Below are 13192 nucleotides of genomic sequence, written 5' to 3' on the forward strand. Positions count from 1 at the left end.
TTGAGCATAACGCGTCAGGTCCCAACCGTGATCCTGTCTGGGTTACGAAACAACTCGTCTATCCGCAAGAAATGGATGCCGCTTGCGGCGAAATAGGCCATCAGCCGCTCGCAGAACGACCAGATCGCGTCGTCGTGGATGAGATGATGGGTCAGGACGCCGATCGGCTCGTTCCTGTCCGCCGTTCCCTCGACGCGTCGGTCAACCGCCTCCGCGAGTCTGGCGACGGTCCTTTCGGGCTCAACGAGGCTGCGCGAGCCATGCCAATCGATCGGGTCGATATGGGTGTTGATCTGAAGCAGATTTTTGGTCGGGTGCGGCGTGTCCCGATCCTTGAAGGTTGAAAGGGCCTGATAGCCTTTGCGAGGCAGGAAGGGCACCAACCCGGTTGAAATCCGGTTCCAGGGCGGCACGAAAACGGGTAGCAGCTTGTCGCCCAGGGCCGCCTTTGCGGTCTGCAATGCCTGTCCAGCCTCGTCGGCCATGGCCTCGACGGGACGATGATCGCCGAACTCGGCCTTCTTCTCGCCCTTCGGCGCGTAATTGGCGTGGCTCGCCCCGTGGACGAGCGCGAAGACATTGCCTTCAGTTTCCAGACGCTGGACGAGAGAGGGGTTCAGGGCTTGCGGGATCGCGGCGAGCGCCATTCCGGCGTCATACCGACGAGCGAGGCCGAGAAGGCGTTCCAGCGCGGGTGTATGCGCCACCGCGTCGTCATCTCGCCACCAGAAACCGATGGGGCAACCCCTATCCTTCGCGCGATTGATCGCCTGCGAAAGCTGCGACCAGTCGAAGGTCCGTTGTCGCGCTGGCGCAGCGAGGTCGATACCCTCGACGATGGCGACGCTTTGCCGCGCCCCGTCGAGGGACAGATCGGGAGCCTCCGACGAGACGCGCGCAAGCCCCCCGCGGACGGCTTCGGCGAGGCGCCCCGGCGACAGGATGTCTTCGGGGATGATTTCGGCAAGGCCGATGGCCTTGAGGCGCTCGGCGCGCAGACGTTGCTCCGTCTCGTGGCCCGCTTCGAATGGCACAAGCACCGGCCTCACACCGGCGCGGAGGATGTCGACGACCGTGTTGTAGCCCGCCTGACTGACCGAAAGCTTGGCTTTGGATAACAGAGCGCGAAAATCAGGCCGCGCTCGTTCCACGCTTGCGTGGGGGGGGGCTCCCGCCCGAAGCGATTGAACATCCGTCTCCGCGACACCCGGTCCGATCAGGATGCGCCAGGACCTGTCCGGGATGAGGCGCGCCGCCTCGATGCTCGCGCGATAGAGCGGAAGACTCGCGGCGCTCGAGCCTCCCGAGACGACGATGCCGTTTCGCGCATCGTCGGGGACAGGCGCGTCGTTCTCGTCCACATAGCCGGTATATCGCAGCAGGGGGCGGATCTCATCGTCCACGGGCCAGGACGCCTCCAGCGGAGCGAGCCTCGGGTCGCCATGGACAAGCACGGCATCGTAATCCCGAATAAGCCGCGCATGAATCTCGGCAACCCGTTCGGGCTTTGTCGGGGCGACGAGAATATCGCGGATCGAACACAAGACGAGCGGAGGGGGAGACTGGCGACGCGCTTCATCGACGAGCGCGCCGAATTCGTTCGCGAGCACGCGGCGGCCGAAGGGGAAAAGCTCGGTGATGAGAATGTCTGGTCGGGTGGCGTGAAAGGTCTTGAGCAGAAGATCGCGGCGTTCGGTCAGGCGCTTTTCATCGATTGGCGCGCCGCTTTCGTCCAATAGCGCCCTGAAGTCCGTGCCGACGGTTTTCACGGGCGGCAGCTGAACGAATGAGACGCCATCAAGTGCAATCAGCTGTATCCGGCTTCCGCCGGAGACGAGCGTGATCGCATGCCCCGCTTTCGCGAAGGCCCTCGCCAAGGCGGCGGCTCGGGTCAGATGGCCAGCCCCGAGAAGATGCGTGACGGCGATCAGGACGCGCATGCTCATGCTTCAATCTTCGACAGGATCGAGACGAGCGCCGTGCGCAGCCGCACAGAGGCCTGCTCCAGACTACGCTCCTCCACAACAAAGCGACGAGCGGCGGAGCCGAGGCGCCGTCTCCTGTCGTGGTCCAGGAGGAGCGTCCTCACCGCATCGGAAAAGGCGTTGGCGTCTCCAGGTGGCGTCGTCAGCAGCCCGGTCTCCCCATCCTCGACCACGCTCGCGACGCCGCCATAGGCTCCCGCCACAACCGGGCATCCGAAGAGTTGGGCTTCCAGCAGGACCATTCCGTAGGCTTCGTTGACAGCGGGCCAGACAAAGAGATCCGCTTGTTCGTAAAGCTCGCGCAACCGCGCCTTGCTCTCGACCTGTCCGTGAAAGCGTACACGCTGGCCGAATGGCGCAAACAACCGTGTGACTTCGCCTTGCGCCGCGCCGTCCCCGACGATGTCGAGCGTCCAGGGTTGGAGGCGCAGGTTTTCGAGTGAGGCCGCGAGGGTCCGGTACGAGGCAAGCTTGTCGCCCTCACGCATCATGGCGACGGCGAGGAGACGCGGCTCTGCATGATTGCGAGGAGGCTGCGTAGGCACTTGCGGCCACTCCCGCGCGTCGAGAAAAGGCGGCAGGTCGAAGAGGGCCTGATGGGACGGTCTCGCCGCGTCCAGCGCCTCGCGGTCGAGCGCCGTCATGACGAAGATCGCGTCGGCGCGGTCAAGGGCTGCTTCGGCCCCCTGATGAGCGAAAGACCAGGGGCCGTCAGCGCGCTTTGCTGCTCTTGATCCTTCCGCGATGACATAGGGAATGTGCAGGGCGTCGGCGACGCGAGGGCCGATCCAGTCCGGCGCTTTATAATAGACGTGGTAGGTGAACCAGAGGCGCGGCCGCCGATCCTTCGGGAGGTCGCGGTATCGCGTGATCAGGCCTGACGCGATCTCAAGCGATTGCTCTCTGATCCGCTCCTGGGCCGCCGGGTCTCCCGCCTTGTCGAGGGTGCGCAGGTCGCTGGAGAGGACGGGAGGAAAGCCCGCCTGATCCAGCGCCTTCATCAGCAGGCGCGCCATGGTGCGGTCGCCCGAAGGGGAGGGGGAGTCCGGGCTCTTCAAGGGTGCGTAGAACGCGACGGGCCTTGAGATGTTCACGCGGGCACCGGCTCTCTCACGCTGATTTCGATCGCGGCTCGGAGCCGCCTTTCGAGATCATCGATGCCTCCCTCCATGGAGAAGTCGTGCCGCAGACGCTCGAAGGCAGCTGTTCCGAGGGCTTGGCGCCGTTCAGGGTCGCGGGTCAGGAGGTTCAGCGTGTTCGAGAGCGCTTCCCAATCCCCCGGCGGAACGAGTTGTCCCTCAATGCCGTCGCGGATGAATTCGGGAATGCCGGCAAAATCCGTCGCGACCAGCGGAAGCTTTTGGCTTGCCGCCTCCATGAGGACGTTCGGCAACCCGTCCCGGTCGCCGGACGCGGCCTTCTTGGAAGGGAGGACGAACATATCGGCCTCGCGCAGCAGCGCGATGATGTCGGGTTGCGCTTTCGCGCCCAGAAACGCCACCTTGTCGGCGATGCCGGCGTGCTGTGCCTGCGCCTTCAACACGTTCATCAGCTCCCCGCCGCCCACATGGGCGAAGCGCCAATGCAGGCCCGGAGGAAGTGCGGCGAGCGCCTTGATCAGGTCGTCGAAGCCCTTCTTCGCCACGGCTCGCCCGACCGAGACGATGCGGACGGGATCGGCGGGGTTCGAGCCATCGCGCGCGGAGTGAGCCTCCGGCGGCGCGGGAAAGCGGGAAAGGTCGAGCCCGTGATAGACCAGAGAGACGTGATCGGGCGAGGGGCTCAATGCCTTGAGGTTCTCCGCGCCCTGCGCCGTGCAGGTCACACCCCAGCGGGCCTCCGCGAGCTTTTCGCGCTTTTCCCAATCCGGTGTGGTCCAGATGTCCTTGGCGTGGGCGGAGAAGGTCCATGGCCTGCCCGTCAGGAGAGCCGCGTAGCGGACGACGGAAGCGGGCGTGTGGAGATAATGCACATGCAGATGCCCGACCTCGGCCGGCATCTCGCGGGCCATGACGAAAGCCTGCCCCAAACGCCGGACCCGGTTAGCTGTGAAGTCACGCCGCAGGTCTCTCCAGAAAGCGCGCGTCAAGGCTCCGAAGCGGGGTTGCTTCAGGCTCCAGAACGCCCCGCGGAGCACGCGCAGGGGCTCCTCGTAGAGATACTCGGGCAGATAGGTGACGGGCGCCTTGATCTTCCGGTTCATGGGATGCACGGCCCGCTCCGTCGGATGACGGAGAGACCAGATCTCAAGCTCCAGGCCACGCTCTTCGAGCGCGAGAATTTCCTGGACGATGAACGTCTCGGATAGGCGCGGATATCCTTTTACAACGACGGCGATCCGTCGGGCTTCGCTCGAAGGGTGCATCCTGAATGTTACTCGGCCGCCTGATGAAAGGCGGGGACATGGGTGTGGTTCGGCTCAATCAAAGCCATAAGCCGCGCCTGCACCTGGTCAAGACCGTCGAGGAGGCCGGGGATCACCACTTCTGACGGCCGTGGCTGCGAGGACAGGCTCCGGAGTGCCGCCGCCATGCGCTCGGGCGTGCGCGGTTCGTTGTAGTCGCTCAGCATCCGGACGAGACCGAGCCGCTGCGCTTCTACGGCGCGGATATACTGCTCCAGCCGGGGGCGGGTGCGCGGCACGATCAGGGTGCGCTTGTCGAAAGACAGGGCTTCGCAAAACGTGTTGTAGCCGCCCATGGCCACGATGGCCTCCGCCTTCTGCATCAGCAGTTCGATCTTGTTGTCGAAGGACAGAGCGTCGAGTTTCGATTGCCGGTTTATGCGCTCCATGAAGGAGCGTCGCTTGTCCCGGTCAATGAAGGGACCGAACAGGATCAACGACGGCATGTCCAAGGCCTTGTCGGCCTCGTATGCCGAAATCACCCAATCGATCAGATCGTCCCCGTCACCACCGCCGCCGGTGGTCACGAGAATGAAGGGCTGCCTCGTGATCTTCGGATAGCGTGTCAGGGACGGGGTTGCGGGCATTTCCCGGCGCAGATACCCGGTGTAGGTGATGCGCCGCTCGACATGGGGCGGAAGGTCCAGGGCGGCGAGGGGCTGATAGACGTCCTTGAGGCCGTAGACCCAGATCTCGTCATAATAGCGAATCAAAGCTTCCTTGGCGTCCTTGCGCTCCCACTCCGGAACCAGGAGGGCGGGTTCGTCCATGACGTCGCGGATGCCCAGGACAAGGCGGCAATGGGAGCCATGGAGATAGTCGAGGGCGGGCAAAACCTCGCCGCGGAAGCCCGTCGGCTCCTTGTCGACGATGAAGACATCGGGCCGGAACGATTTGACGGCCTGCAGAATCAGGTCCTGGCGCAGGCCGACCGCTTCCTCCAGGTCCACATTGAGGTTCAGGCTGCGATAGTCGCCATCCGGCAGCTTCGTCACGCCGGGAATGCGAATGTAGTCGACCCCGCTGCCGAACTCGAAATTTCCGATGACCGGCGAGCCCGAGATGATCACGATGGAGGCATTCGAGCCGTCCTCGACGATCGCGTTCGCGATCGCCCGAGACCGGCGTAGATGCCCGAGCCCGAAGGTATCGTGACTGTAAATAAGGACTCTCGCGCCGTCGTAGCGCCCGGCCGCAGCCTTTCTGGGGGCGGCGTCGGTCTTGAAGTCCATGACCAGGTCTGCCATGCGGGCGTCCCTTAGCAGGTAGGAGGTATCTGTTGACGTTAGGTCAATTGACTTAGGGCACCGATCTCTACCGTTGCAATAGCCCCCGCCTTCAAATTAAGGCGGCCTTCCCAAACGGAAAGAGGTATCGTCCATGAGAGTGAAGATGGTATCGTCCCGCTGATGGAAAAAAGTCTTTTTCGGTACATCTGGACGCATTCGAAACGCGACCAAATGATCGTCTGCGCAGTGGTTCTTGCCTCGCAGCCGTTCTATTTCCTGTCGCTCGACCTGCCTCGCCAGATTGTGAACCAGGCGATCCAGGGTGAGGCTTTCAAGGACGGAAACGCCACCGCGCCATTCCTGAAGCTGACCTGGCATTGGCCGGACTGGCTCGGTGGGGGCTCGACCCCTCTCTTCGAAGGTTTTCAACTCAGTCGTGTCGGCCTGCTCCTCGGGCTGTCCTGCCTTTTCCTGCTTTTCGTCATCATCAATGGCGCGTTCAAATACTGGATCAACGTCGCCAAGGGCGTGCTGGGCGAGCGGATGCTGCGCCGCCTGCGCTTCGACCTCTTCACGATGGTGCTGCGTTTCACGCCGGACGCCCTGCGCACGGTGAAGTCGTCCGAGACCGCCACCATCATCAAGGATGAGGTGGAGCCGATCGGAGGGTTTATCGGGGATGCCTTCATCACCCCGGTCTTCCTCAGCATGCAGGCCTTGACCGCCCTGTTCTTCATCATGGTGCAGAATGTCTGGCTCGGACTGATGGCGCTCGCCGTGGTGGCGATTCAACTGATCATCATCCCTCGGCTGCGGCGTGAACTGCTTGTCCTCGGCAAGGAGCGCCAGCTGGCCTCCCGCGAGTTGGCGGGGCGCGTCGGCGAGGTTCTCGACGGCATCGAGGTTGTGCATGTGCACAACGCCTATGACTGGGAGCGGGCCGAGATCGGCAACCGGCTTTTCACGCTCTACGATCTGCGCGTCCGGATCTACAACCGCAAATTCGTCGTCAAATTCCTCAACAATTTCCTGTCCCAGCTGACTCCGTTCTTCTTCTACGCGGTCGGCGGCTATTTCGCGTTGCGCGGCACGCTCGATATCGGTCAGCTCGTGGCCGTCATCAGCGCATATCGCGAGTTGCCGCCGCCCTTGAAGGAGTTGATCGACTGGGATCAACAGCGTCTCGACGTGCAGGTGAAATACGACCAGGTCACCCAACACTTCGCCGACGAGCGGCTAGCCCCGCTGATCGAGGCGCGCCTTGCCGAAGTCCAGGACGAGCCGCTTACCGGGCTGCTTGTGGCGGAAGGCCTCCGGGTGACGGACCCTCATGGCGGCATGGTTCTGGATGGAGCCTCGTTCCGCCTGGAACTCCCTGTTCATGTCGCCATGATCGCCAACGGGGGCGCAGCCGCGAGCGTCATGGCGCGGATCATCGCTCGGCGCATGCCCGGCTTCGGCGGGCAGATCCGCATCGGCAATCGCGATCTGATGCAGCTTCCGACGTCCATCGCTGGCCGTCGGATCGCCTATGCGGGTCTCGACCCGATCCTCTTTCCCGGCAGTATCCGAGAGAATCTCATTTATGGCCTGCGCGCACGGCCGGTCCAGAATGCCGAGGACGCCAGGCGTAAAGCCGATCGCCGGATCGCCGAGGCCATCCGGACGGGAAATCCGCTCGACGACATCGCCGATCAATGGATCGATTACGATCAGATCGGCGTGAGGGACGAGGACCATCTGGATCACGTGCTGGTCGAATTGCTGAATCGCATCGGCATGGGCAACGAAATCTACCTGTTCGGCCTGGCGGGCTGGATCGACCCCGAGCGCTATCCGCACGTGGCGGAGCGGATCGTCGAGGCACGCCGGCGTTTGCGCGAAACGTTCCAGGCGAGCGGAATGGCGGATCTCGTCGTCCCCTTCGATCCGGACCGCTATAACGACCAGGCGACGATCGCCGAGAACCTTCTGTTCGGCGTGCCGGTCGCCGATGAATTCATGGGGCGCAGCCTTGCATCCAACAGTGATTTTAGCGGGGCGATCGATCGAGCCGGGCTGACGGACGATCTCGTCTCGATGGGTTTGCAGATCGCCGAGACCATGACCGAAATCTTCGAGGGTCTGCCGCCGGGCCACTCCCTTTTCGAGCAGTTCTCCTTCATCGGGGCGGACGAATTGCCCGACTTCGAGGCCATCCTGCGACGTCGCAGGAGAACGGAGGCCCTCGGCAGGGAAGACCGGACCAAGCTTCTCTCCCTGCCGTTGGATTATATCGAGGCGAGGCATCGTCTCGGGCTGCTCGACGACGAGCTGAAACTCCGCCTGGTACGGGCTCGCGCCCTCGTGCGGGAGACACTGGAAAACGCCGAGGTGAGGGGGGTGGAGTTCTATGATCAGGAGCGCGTCTGCGCCGCCGCGCCCGTGCGGGACAATCTTCTTTTCGGCCGCGTCAGCTACCGCGTCGCCAATGCCCGGCAGCGTGTCGCGGAGGCGATCTCAACCGTTGTCCGCGAACTCGGATTGCGGGAGGACATCGAGCGGATCGGCCTCGACCATCAGGTCGGTACCGCCGGACGCCTCCTGACGTCGCAGGAGCGCGCGAGCATCAATCTTGCCCGCTGTCTGGTCAAAAAGCCGGACATCCTCGTCATCGATGGTGCGCTCGCGCCCTTCGATGAGACGCGCTCCCAGCAGATGATTGACCTTTTGATCGATCTTTTTGAACAACAAAGCCTGTTCATGGTGCTTCCGAACGATCGACAGGCCGATAACTTCGATATTCTGATGCGATTTCGCGACGGACAGATTACGACAGAAGAACGAGGCGGTCCGGCTCCCGGGGTGAGAAACACCAAGCCGGAGGCCGCACCACGGATAGCAGGAGAGGTGGCATGACCCTTGAGGCCGAGGTTCAATCCTTGCGGCAGGTGCCGATGTTCCGGGATATCGATCCGGCCCGTCTGAAGCTTCTCGCCTTCACCAGTGAGCGGGTGCAGTTCGCCGACGGGCAGCGCTTCTTCTCGCAGGGCGATGCTTCCGACGCGGCTTACGTGATCCTCGACGGACGGGCGAATGTGCTGCTCAACACGCCCCACGGCGAGATCCAGGTGGCGGAACTTTCAGGCAACGCCCTTGTGGGCGAGATGGGCATTCTGTCCGATACGCCGCGCTCCGCCACCATCATGGCCGCCGAACCAACGACCGCCTTGCGCATCGACAAACGGGTTTTTCTCGAACTTTTGGCGCAATTTCCGCAGATGTCACTGGCTGTCATGCGGGAATTGGCGCAGCGCCTGGAGCAGACAAATGCTCAGCTTGTCGCACAATCGTCATCCTGAGTTTTGTTGAAAAATAAGGGTTTCTGAGGAAGCTAAGCGGTTCCCGAGGCTGGCTTCGCTTCCCCCTTACGGTCAAGCTGACCGATTCTCGACACATCTTCCCGCCAAGCCTTGTCCATAAAGACACAAGGGAACGATCCGACCGCCCGGTCTGATCGTGTGGGAAAAAATGATGCCGACCAATGCGAGCACGCTGCAAGGCGCGACGCTGCCGCAGCCTGTCCAGGTTGCGCGCACGAGCTATGGGCGACACCAAGTCTCTTCCGGCAAAGACGGCGCCGGGTTGCAGAAAGAAGGTGTATCGAACGAGGGAGCCGGGCCCGTTGGAAAATGGGCGCGCGGCCATACGTGCCGTCTCCTCGCAGCGGCGGGCCTGATGATCGGATTTCAGGGGATGACGGCGGCTCCCGCCGCGGTCGCGACCTTGCCCAGCGCGCTCATGGCGAGACCGTTGGCTCCGGCGTTGCCAGATGTCGACGTCCGCGTGGATGATACGCCCGCGCTCGCAAGCAATCCCGAGCTCTTCAGCGCGATCCTCGAAACCGCGTTTGTGCGCCCCGAGCAGCCTCAGGCGACGCCTGTCGCGCCATCCGTTGTCGCGGAATATCCGGTCGAAAACCCCGATGAGATCATCCCCTTCAGCGGGCGGAATGTGCCCCGGTGGCTGGTCCATTCCATACTTAAAGCAGCCCGCGTGACGGGGGTCGACCCGGTTTACATGATGACGCTCGCCGACGTGGAATCGAGCCTTTCGCCGGAGGCCAAGGCACCGACCTCGACCGCCGAAGGCCTGTTCCAGTTTATCGACAGCACTTGGCTCGAGACAGTGTTCAACCACGCCAGCGATTACGGTTTCTCGGCGGCGGCGGAAGCCATCCGCATGGTTGATGGAGACCCGGTCGTCGACAACAGAAAGAACCGCGAATGGATCATGAGCCTGCGCTGCGATCCATATTTCTCCGCGCTCATGGCGGGTGAACTCATCAAGGATGTGGAGCGCGCATTACAGGCGCAGGGCGAGAGGGAGCTGTCCGAGGCCGAACTCTACATTGCCCACTTCCTGGGAGCGGGGAGCGCCGTGCGGTTCCTGGAGGTCCTGGACAAGGACCCCAACATGAAGGCGTCGAAGCTCTTTCCCAAAGCGGCCAGGGCCAATACCGGCTTGTTCATGGAAGGTCGGGGCCGAAAGCGACGCGCTGTCAGCGTCGCCGAGTTCTACAACAAGATCGATTCAAAGATCGTCAGGCGGATGGACCGCTACGAAGATATAGGCCCTTACCTCGCGGAGGTGTCGCGCATGTCGGAGAGGACGCAACAGGCGAACGCTGTCGTGCGGTGATCCAGGCACTCTCAGCAGATGTAGGGACCAGGTCCGCGAGGTAGATGCCGTGTCCGATTCAATCGATCGGAAGGGCTCTAGAACGCCTTGAACGTGATGATCGTGCGAGTGTCGGCGATGTCGGAAATCGACTGCACATTCTCTGCGATGAAGTGCCCGATATCGACGCCGTCATCCACGTGAAACTTGGCCAGGATGTCGTAGTTGCCGGCCGTCGAGTAAATCTCGGACGCGATTTCACGGTCGGCGAGAATGTTCGCCACGTTATAGGTCTTGCCGAGTTTGCATTTGATCTCGACGAAGAAGGTCTGCATGGGCCGCTCCAAATCTCGCTGGTGTTAAATAATAGGGCGGGAGTTAAGGCCACGAGAGAGTTCGTGTGCCGATCGCTCCCGGTCAGAACTCACAACCGCCCGACGCTCATATAAGTAAAGCCGCGCCGCTGCATTTCGTCCGGGCGGTAGACGTTGCGCAGGTCCACGACCACGGGCTCGGCCAATGCCGCCTTCAGGCGGGTCAGATCGAGCGCGCGGAACAGGTCCCATTCGGTTACGATGACGAGCGCATCGGCGTTGCGCGCACAATCATAGGCATCCTTGGCGTAGTCCACATTCGTCAGCACGGCCTTGGCGGCTTCCATGCCTTCGGGATCATAGGCGCGGATATTCGCCCCCGCGTCCTGCAGGGTCGTGATCACGTCGATGGAGGGGGCGTCCCGCATATCGTCCGTGTTGGGTTTGAACGTCAGCCCGAGAACCGCGATCGTCTTGCCGCGCACCGAGCCGCCGCAGGCCGCCACGACCTTGCGGCCCATGGCGCGCTTACGTTGAGCGTTCACAGCGGCCACCGTCTCGACGATGCGGATCGGGGCCTCGTAGTCCTGAGCCGTCTTGATCAGGGCCAGCGTGTCTTTTGGAAAGCATGAGCCGCCATAGCCGGGACCTGCGTGAAGGAATTTCGACCCGATGCGGTTGTCGAGGCCGATGCCGCGCGCCACGTCCTGCACGTTCGCGCCGACCTGCTCGCACAGATCGGCGATCTCGTTGATGAAGGTGATCTTGGTGGCGAGAAAGGCGTTGGCGGCGTATTTCGTCAATTCCGCCGTGCGCCGCGACATGGCGAGCAGGGGCGACTGGTTGAGATAGAGCGGGCGATAAATTTCCGTCATGACACCCTTGGCACGCTCGTCCTCGGTGCCGATGACGATGCGGTCGGGGCGTTTGAAGTCCGTGATCGCCGCGCCTTCGCGCAGGAATTCCGGGTTCGAAACCACGGCGAAATCCGCGTCGGGACGGGTCTCACGGATGATCCGCTCCACCTCGTCGCCGGTGCCGACCGGCACGGTCGATTTGGTGACCACCACCGTATAGCCGTCCATGGCGGCGGCGATGTCTCGGGCTGCCTGATAGACGTAAGTCAGATCCGCATGCCCGTCGCCGCGTCGAGAGGGCGTGCCGACGGCGATGAACACCGCTTCCGCGCTCTTCACCGCATCCGAGAGGTCGCCAGCGAAGGTCAGGCGCCCCTCACGCACATTCTTGGCGACGAGTTCGGCCAGGCCCGGCTCGAAGATCGGAATTTCTCCCCGGTTCAGGGCATCGATCTTGGCTGGGTCCTTGTCGACGCAACAGACGTCGTGGCCGAAATCCGCGAAGCAGGCACCGGAGACGAGGCCCACATAGCCCGCTCCAATCATCGCAACACGCATCAAGATCTCTCCGATTTACTAGAAACAGGGTTTAAGGGGGCAAGGGCCAAGCTGCAACCCGGAGCCTGAGAGCCCGGATACACGGCATCTGCGACCTTTTTGAAACAATGATCCCTTTGACTTCCGGGCCGCCTGCGGACAAAACACCGCCCTTCAACGTGAGGTCGCCTATGGATAATCCTTTTCTCGTCGAGGTCACGCGCGGAAATCTGGTCGAATCGCGCCATCGCGGCAGCATTGCGGTCATCGATGCCGATGGCTCGACGGTGTTGTCCCTGGGGGATGTGGAGCGGCGGGTTTTCCCGCGTTCCGCCGTGAAGGCGCTCCAAGCCATGCCTCTGGTGGAGACCGGGATTGCGGACAAGTATGGCCTCACCGACGAAGAGATCGCGCTCGCCTGCGCCTCCCATTCGGGAGAGCCGGAGCATGCGGCGGTTGCCGAAGCCATGCTGGCGAAGGCCGGAAAAGAGGTAGCATGCCTCGAATGCGGCGTGCATTGGCCGATGGGCGAGGCTGCCAACCGGGCTCTGGCTGCGCAGGGCCAGCAACCGAGCGCGCTCCACAATAATTGTTCAGGCAAGCACGCGGGGTTCATCTGCCTCGCTTGCGGGATGGCTGAGGATCCGAAGGGCTATGTGACGGCCGGCCACCCGGTGCAACGCGCCGTGCGAGCGTCCCTTGAGGACCTTACGGGAGCCTCTCATACTGACGAAGTCGGCGGCATCGATGGCTGCTCGATCCCGACCTACGCGATTCCTCTGCCGGCGCTCGCTTTTGGGTTCGCGAAATTCGGCACGGGGGTCGGGATGTCGCGCGAGGGCCAGATCGCCGCGCAGCGCATCCGTCGCGCGGTGGCGCGCCATCCCTTCATGGTCGCCGGCACGGGCCGTTTCGACACGAAGCTAATGGAAATCCTGGGCGAACGCGCTTTCGTGAAGGTCGGGGCCGAGGGCGTCTATTGCGCGGCATTCCCGGAGCTGGGATACGGCGTCGCCTTGAAGGCGGATGATGGCGGCGTGAGAGCCGCCGAGGCCATGATGGCCGGTCTCGTTCTGCACTACCTGCCGCTCTCCGACAACGAACGCGCGACGGTCGAGGCGCTGGCGCAGCCGGTGCTCAAGAACTGGAACGGAATCGAGGTCGGTCGGATCCGGACAGCCCCCGATTTCCTGCAATAATTTCTCCT

The 13192-nt window shown here is 62.9% G+C and carries 10 protein-coding genes; 4 read left to right on the forward strand and 6 right to left on the reverse strand.

The features are described 5' to 3' along the window. Positions 1-14 precede the first annotated feature (14 nt). From I2H38_RS01280 to I2H38_RS01295, 4 genes are read right to left on the reverse strand one after another with little or no spacing between them, the layout of a single operon-like run. Positions 15-1946 (reverse strand): glycosyltransferase, encoded by a 1932-nt coding sequence (locus I2H38_RS01280; RefSeq protein ID WP_196269989.1) that lies wholly within the window; start codon positions 1944-1946, stop codon positions 15-17. Then, positions 1943-3079 (reverse strand): glycosyltransferase family 4 protein, encoded by a 1137-nt coding sequence (locus tag I2H38_RS01285; protein WP_324617325.1) that lies wholly within the window; start codon positions 3077-3079, stop codon positions 1943-1945. The genes I2H38_RS01280 and I2H38_RS01285 overlap by 4 nt, the downstream gene beginning before the upstream one ends. Beyond that, on the reverse strand, positions 3076-4350 hold the full coding sequence (locus I2H38_RS01290) for a glycosyltransferase (protein WP_196269990.1): 1275 nt from the start codon (positions 4348-4350) through the stop codon (positions 3076-3078). The genes I2H38_RS01285 and I2H38_RS01290 overlap by 4 nt, the downstream gene beginning before the upstream one ends. An 8-nt stretch (positions 4351-4358) precedes the next feature. Then, a complete protein-coding gene (locus I2H38_RS01295) occupies positions 4359-5636 on the reverse strand; it encodes a glycosyltransferase family protein (protein WP_196269991.1) in 1278 nt (425 codons plus the stop codon). A gap of 213 nt (positions 5637-5849) precedes the next feature. Here I2H38_RS01295 and I2H38_RS01300 point away from each other — a divergent pair, with 213 nt between their 5' ends. The 3 genes from I2H38_RS01300 (at position 5850) to I2H38_RS01310 (ending at position 10298) form a co-directional block, all read left to right on the forward strand. Next, on the forward strand, positions 5850-8516 hold the full coding sequence (locus I2H38_RS01300; protein WP_229426487.1) for an ABC transporter transmembrane domain-containing protein: 2667 nt from the start codon (positions 5850-5852) through the stop codon (positions 8514-8516). Further along, positions 8513-8959: a Crp/Fnr family transcriptional regulator gene (locus I2H38_RS01305; protein ID WP_196269993.1), complete on the forward strand. Its 447-nt coding sequence runs from the start codon at positions 8513-8515 to the stop codon at positions 8957-8959. The genes I2H38_RS01300 and I2H38_RS01305 overlap by 4 nt, the downstream gene beginning before the upstream one ends. Positions 8960-9128: 169 nt before the next feature. Continuing rightward, positions 9129-10298, forward strand: coding sequence for a transglycosylase SLT domain-containing protein (locus I2H38_RS01310; RefSeq protein ID WP_196269994.1), 1170 nt, complete (start codon positions 9129-9131; stop codon positions 10296-10298). 77 nt (positions 10299-10375) lie between these two features. Here the strand turns inward: I2H38_RS01310 and I2H38_RS01315 are convergent, their stop codons facing one another. Together I2H38_RS01315 and I2H38_RS01320 are read right to left on the reverse strand one after the other, a co-directional pair. After that, positions 10376-10612 carry an Lrp/AsnC ligand binding domain-containing protein gene (locus I2H38_RS01315; protein WP_196269995.1) on the reverse strand — a complete coding sequence of 79 codons (237 nt, stop codon included), beginning with the start codon at positions 10610-10612 and terminating at the stop codon, positions 10376-10378. 89 nt (positions 10613-10701) lie between these two features. Next, entirely contained in the window at positions 10702-12006 is a 1305-nt protein-coding gene (locus tag I2H38_RS01320) for a UDP-glucose dehydrogenase family protein (RefSeq protein ID WP_196269996.1), read from the reverse strand. Between the two features lie 170 nt (positions 12007-12176). Between I2H38_RS01320 and I2H38_RS01325 the strand changes: the two genes are divergently transcribed. Further along, positions 12177-13184 (forward strand): asparaginase, encoded by a 1008-nt coding sequence (locus tag I2H38_RS01325; protein ID WP_196269997.1) that lies wholly within the window; start codon positions 12177-12179, stop codon positions 13182-13184. Positions 13185-13192 lie beyond the last annotated feature (8 nt).

The sequence above is a fragment of the Microvirga alba genome (assembly GCF_015694465.1).
In the GTDB taxonomy this organism is placed as follows: Bacteria; Pseudomonadota; Alphaproteobacteria; order Rhizobiales; family Beijerinckiaceae; genus Microvirga; species Microvirga alba.

Excerpts from the sequence above, each read along its gene's own strand:
- I2H38_RS01280 (WP_196269989.1), bottom strand. The coding sequence starts at position 1,946 with ATGAGCATGCGCGTCCTGATCGCCGTCACGCATCTTCTCGGGGCTGGC.
- I2H38_RS01290 (WP_196269990.1), bottom strand. The coding sequence starts at position 4,350 with ATGCACCCTTCGAGCGAAGCCCGACGGATCGCCGTCGTTGTAAAAGGA.
- I2H38_RS01295 (WP_196269991.1), bottom strand. The coding sequence starts at position 5,636 with ATGGCAGACCTGGTCATGGACTTCAAGACCGACGCCGCCCCCAGAAAG.
- I2H38_RS01300 (WP_229426487.1), top strand. The coding sequence starts at position 5,850 with ATGATCGTCTGCGCAGTGGTTCTTGCCTCGCAGCCGTTCTATTTCCTG.
- I2H38_RS01305 (WP_196269993.1), top strand. The coding sequence starts at position 8,513 with ATGACCCTTGAGGCCGAGGTTCAATCCTTGCGGCAGGTGCCGATGTTC.
- I2H38_RS01310 (WP_196269994.1), top strand. The coding sequence starts at position 9,129 with ATGATGCCGACCAATGCGAGCACGCTGCAAGGCGCGACGCTGCCGCAG.
- I2H38_RS01315 (WP_196269995.1), bottom strand. The coding sequence starts at position 10,612 with ATGCAGACCTTCTTCGTCGAGATCAAATGCAAACTCGGCAAGACCTAT.
- I2H38_RS01320 (WP_196269996.1), bottom strand. The coding sequence starts at position 12,006 with ATGCGTGTTGCGATGATTGGAGCGGGCTATGTGGGCCTCGTCTCCGGT.
- I2H38_RS01325 (WP_196269997.1), top strand. The coding sequence starts at position 12,177 with ATGGATAATCCTTTTCTCGTCGAGGTCACGCGCGGAAATCTGGTCGAA.